The organism is Mitsuaria sp. TWR114 (assembly GCF_007997345.1).
This window is the reverse complement of the sequence record NZ_VOSR01000270.1, coordinates 1-1,551: the sequence shown is the minus strand read 5'-3', so window position 1 is coordinate 1,551 and position 1,551 is coordinate 1. Positions and strand designations below refer to the sequence as shown.

Genomic DNA, 1,551 nt, shown 5'->3' with positions numbered 1-1,551 from the left:
CGTCGATGGCCATCGGATTGGCGACGAAGCGCTCGGAGGTGAGTCCGGCGCGATCGTGATAACCGCGCGCCAGGCCGATGCCTCCCAGGTACAGCTCGCCCGGAACACCCGGCGGCACCGCGTTGAGGTCGCCATCGAGCACCCATGTTGAGATGCCGGTGATCGGCGCGCCGATCGGCACTTGGCTGCGACCATCGTCCCGGCAAGTCCAATGCGTGACGTCGATGGCCGCTTCGGTGGGGCCGTACAGGTTGTAGAGGCCCACCTTCGGAAGGCGTCGGAACACGGCGGCTTGCGCCTCGGCCGGCAACGCTTCGCCGCTGCAGACGATGCGCTTCAGTGAGGTGCAAGTCTCCACGCCGTCATGCGCCAGGAAGGCCTGCAGCATTGACGGCACGAAGTGGATCGTGGTGACTTGGTGCTCGTTGATGAGCGCGACCAGCCGCTGCGGATCGCGATGATCGCCCGGCGCGGCGATAGCGAGTCGTGCGCCTTCCGCCAACGCCCAGAACAACTCCCACACCGAGACGTCGAAGCTCAGCGGCGTCTTCTGCAGCACCGTGTCAGCCGCGCTCAGCCCGTAGGCTTTCTGCATCCAGGCCAAACGGTTATGCAACGCGACGTGGCGGTTGGCCGCGCCCTTCGGCCGGCCCGTCGAGCCGGAGGTGTAGATCACATAGGCGAGGTTCTCGCCGTGGACCTCGACGTTGGGATTCGCCAGCGATGCATCGCTCTCACCATCGCTGACCGCCTCATCGGCGGCTTCGGCCGCACGGTCGGTGCGACCGCGCGTGTCCTGCGAGGCCTGAGCGGCGACGGTCGCGTCGATATCGACCAGCTCGACGCCCTGCCCGACCGGCAGCTTCGCGCGCAGATGCGGCTGCGTCAGCACCAGCGCCACGCCGCTGTCTTCGAGCATGTAGGCGAGCCGATCGGCGGGAAGCTCGGGGTCCAGCGGCACGTAGGCGCCGCCGGCTTTCAGGATGGCCAGCACGCCGACCATCATCTCCATCGATCGATCGACGGCCAGTCCCACGCGCGAGTCCGGGCGCACCCCCAGCGCGATGAGGCGATGCGCAAGACGGTTCGCACGCCCATTGAGTTGACCGCGTGTCAGCGTGCTCTGCCCAAAGACCAGCGCCGGTGCATCCGGATCGATCGCCGCCTGGCGTTCGATCAGCCGATGCATCGGCACGGCCTCGTCAGCAGACGGCGGCACCTCGCTCCAACGCGTCAAGGTCGCTGCCTCCTCCGGCCCGAGGACGCTCAGCGCATGCAAGGCTTGCCCGCCGCTCGCAGCCAGCGCGTCGACGATGCCGCGCACGGCCGCTTCCAGATAAGCCTGCATCCGCGCCACACGCACCGAGCGCTCGACCTGCAGCACCAGCTCGAAGACTTCCCCGCGGTCATTGACCGAGAGCGTGAACGGATAGTTGGTCCGCTCCTTCGCGCCGACCAGCGTCATGCCGTCCCAAACCGCGTCCGCACCGTCCTCGCCGCGGCGCGGACCGCTGTGGCGATAGTTCAGCAGGCTGGAGAACAGCGGCGTGC

The 1,551-nt window shown here is 67.9% G+C and carries 1 protein-coding gene; it reads right to left on the bottom strand.

Translation table 11 applies throughout. The features are described 5' to 3' along the window. On the bottom strand, positions 1 to 1,551 hold a 1,551-nt coding region (locus tag FUT87_RS11730; RefSeq protein WP_147241126.1), incomplete at both ends, for an amino acid adenylation domain-containing protein.